This window comes from Salinivibrio sp. MA427, from assembly GCF_001996115.1.
In the GTDB taxonomy this organism is placed as follows: Bacteria; Pseudomonadota; Gammaproteobacteria; order Enterobacterales; family Vibrionaceae; genus Salinivibrio; species Salinivibrio costicola.
Genome location: NZ_MUFH01000303.1, coordinates 1 through 2,883, shown reverse-complemented (window position 1 = coordinate 2,883; position 2,883 = coordinate 1). Strand labels below are relative to the sequence as shown.

General features: G+C 45.4%; 4 protein-coding genes. 2 read left to right on the top strand and 2 right to left on the bottom strand.

The annotated features are described in order from the left end of the window. On the top strand, nt 1-288 hold a 288-nt coding region (locus tag BZG79_RS13635; RefSeq protein ID WP_199877891.1), incomplete at its 5' end, for a chloride channel protein. On the opposite strand, the gene BZG79_RS13630 is transcribed toward BZG79_RS13635, so the two are convergent. Together BZG79_RS13630 and BZG79_RS13625 are read right to left on the bottom strand one after the other, a co-directional pair. Further along, nucleotides 289-921: a transporter substrate-binding domain-containing protein gene (locus BZG79_RS13630; RefSeq protein ID WP_077774671.1), complete on the bottom strand. Its 633-nt coding sequence runs from the start codon at nt 919-921 to the stop codon at nt 289-291. A gap of 128 nt (nt 922-1,049) precedes the next feature. Beyond that, on the bottom strand, nt 1,050-1,961 hold the full coding sequence (locus BZG79_RS13625) for a LysR family transcriptional regulator (RefSeq protein WP_077774670.1): 912 nt from the start codon (nt 1,959-1,961) through the stop codon (nt 1,050-1,052). 101 nt (nt 1,962-2,062) lie between these two features. Between BZG79_RS13625 and BZG79_RS13620 the strand changes: the two genes are divergently transcribed. Further along, a complete protein-coding gene (locus BZG79_RS13620; RefSeq protein ID WP_025744652.1) occupies nt 2,063-2,563 on the top strand; it encodes a lactoylglutathione lyase family protein in 501 nt (166 codons plus the stop codon). Nucleotides 2,564-2,883: the final 320 nt, after the last annotated feature.

Below are 2,883 nucleotides of genomic sequence, written 5' to 3'. Positions count from 1 at the left end.
GTTTATGGGTTAGTGGTTGCCAATATGTATCCGGATATGGGCATTGAACCGGGCATGTTCGCGATTGCGGGCATGGGCGCTTTGTTCGCCGCGACCGTACGCGCGCCTATCACGGGGATTTTGTTGGTGATTGAGATGACCAATAACTACTATCTGATTTTGCCGCTGATTATTACCACCCTCGGCGCCACCCTTGTTGCACAATTACTTGGCGGCCAACCGATTTATACCGAGTTATTACGTCGCAAAGTGCGTGAGCAAAAGCTGCGGGTTGAGCAACAGCCATAATCACAATCCATATTTGGCAAGGATAGCGGCGGTCGTGCCGCTATCTCTCATGTCCTTCAATGCGGTATTTAGCTGTGCAACTAATCGCTGATGGCGTTGATGAAAGACCAGAAAAACCGAGAAAGACGCAACCGGTTTATCTCCCATACGAACATAAGTAAGCTGGTCTTTTTCGATTATACTTTTGATTCTTCCATAACCTATCATTGCTTTAACACGGTGGCTATTGACCATATTTAGTGCAGCGCGTTGTGTTCTGGTTGTTATAAGCTGCCACTGGTAGCGTTTCGCAATTTCTTCGACTACTTGATCACCAATGACTCCCACAACATATTGGTAATCTTCCGGCTCTAACACATGTGTGTATCCAAAGAGGTAATAGTCTACCGACAACAATGGTTCTCGCGGATATAACGCTTTGGGGATATCTTGATAGGCTAGCCGTGTTCGGCCAAAGTCAGCATCAATAATGCCTTTTTTCAGTGCATTTTCGGCCCGAGCAAGTGGCATCTCTATCCATGTGAGTTCAATACTCGTGTCGATAGCAGTGAATGTCTGCTCCACGATCGCTTTAGTCACCAAAGAAACAGAATCGGTCTCATCGCGATAAGCAATCGTTAGTGTATTTGCCATGACATTCAACGGTAGCCAGCAGGCTACAAGTATCCACCATCTCGTCACATTGCCATCTCAGGTTGCCTTTGGACTCTTAGACATTAGAAGACAGAGGAAGCACCGTCAATGTATGACACGTGACGCTGTCACTCTTTGCTTTTATCATGCCTATTGATTGAATCACCGACATGCTCTTTAGTGACGTTTGCAATATTGATCGCGCGCTGAGGCAGCTCGCGTCCGGCAAGAGAGGAGAGATATAAGGTTTCACTGACCGGTGTCGGTAAGTAATGAGCTTTAATGGCCGCTTGTTGAGCAAAAGCCGCGACAGCATTGGCGGGCAAGACGGTAAAGCCAAGTCCGCGTGCAACGGGTAGTAAGATAAGACTTATTTGGTTAGAAAAACCAGATTGCTTAACGGGGCGTAACTGCGCCGTTTGATATTGCTCGAAGTTCGCCCCAAGTAATAACTCTGCGTGATGCCTAGCATCTGGGTGATCAATGAATCCAAGTTGGCAGAGTGTTTCCCATGTAGGGTCTTTAATATGGCGCGGTGTCACCAGCAATAACGGCTCTTCGCCAATGGGTTCAGACTGAATATTCGGGTCAACTGGACAAGCCGTTGTTAGGCCAATATCAATGGTGTTATTTAAGATAGCCTTGTTAACATCGCCATTTGGCGCAAATCGATAGTTAATCGTAAGGGCAGGATATGTCACCTGAAGATCGAGCAAACGCGTATACAAGCGGAGCCCGACACTTCCCGGCGACATAATGCGTATCTCGCCTTCATAGCCGGGATCGCGACTGATGGTTACAGCAAGATTATCCAACGTTTGTAGCACGTCCTTCCCTTGACGATAGAGTTGTTGTCCTGCCTCGGTCAGCACCACGCCTTTCTTTCCTCGAATGACCAACGTTGAAGATAATGACTCCTCAAGCTTTCGCACGTGCTGGCTTACGCCAGACTGCGTCATATAGCATTTATCAGCGGCCTTAGTAAAAGTGCCAACATCTACCAGGGTGCAAAAGGTTTTCAGCCAAACAGGGTTAACCATAACAAAATGTCATCACAATCATTGCAAACCATAATTTAACATTATGGTTTAGGTGCCTCATGCTTGCAAACAATGAAGACGTAAGCAGAGAGGAACAAATGATGCAGACCCCTTACCCACGTACATTTTCACACATTGGTATTTCCGTCCCTGACTTAGAAAAAGCCGTTGAGTTTTACACGCAGGTGCTTGGTTGGTATCTCATCATGGTGCCTACTGAGATTGTTGAAGACGACAGTGCAATCGGCGAAATGTGCACCGATGTGTTTGGCCAAGGTTGGGAACGTTTTCGCATTGCGCATTTATCGACAGGTGACCGCGTTGGTGTAGAGCTATTTGAGTTTAAGGATCAGCAAAACCCTGACAACAATTTCGAGTATTGGAAAACGGGCGTATTTCACTTCTGCGTGCAAGATCCAAATGTTGAAGCATTAGCCGAGCGTATTATTGAAGCTGGCGGTAAGAAACGGATGGAGAAACCACGCTATTACTATCCTGGAGAGAAGCCCTATCGCATGATCTATATGGAAGACCCATTCGGCAATATCTTGGAGATCTACAGCCACAGCTACGAGCTGATCTACAGCGCAGGAGCATATTAACTCTTCCACCTGCGATAACAGCTTTGGTACTTTCAATAAACAGGCTCAACGTGATTGAGCCTGTTTACTGCTTCAATACGACACCGACCAAACCGTCACTATTCGTAACAAAAAAACAAACGTGATACAGATCACTCAATGAATTAATATCGACCAGGCAAACAGTGTGATATTAGTCACTCTGATTTTTTATTTCACTGTTCTAAAAAAATAAAGAGTGATCTATATCATGAATTAATATCGACCAGGCAAACAGTGTGATATTAGTCACTCTGATTTTTTATTTCACTGTTCTAAAAAAATAAAGAGTGATCTATATC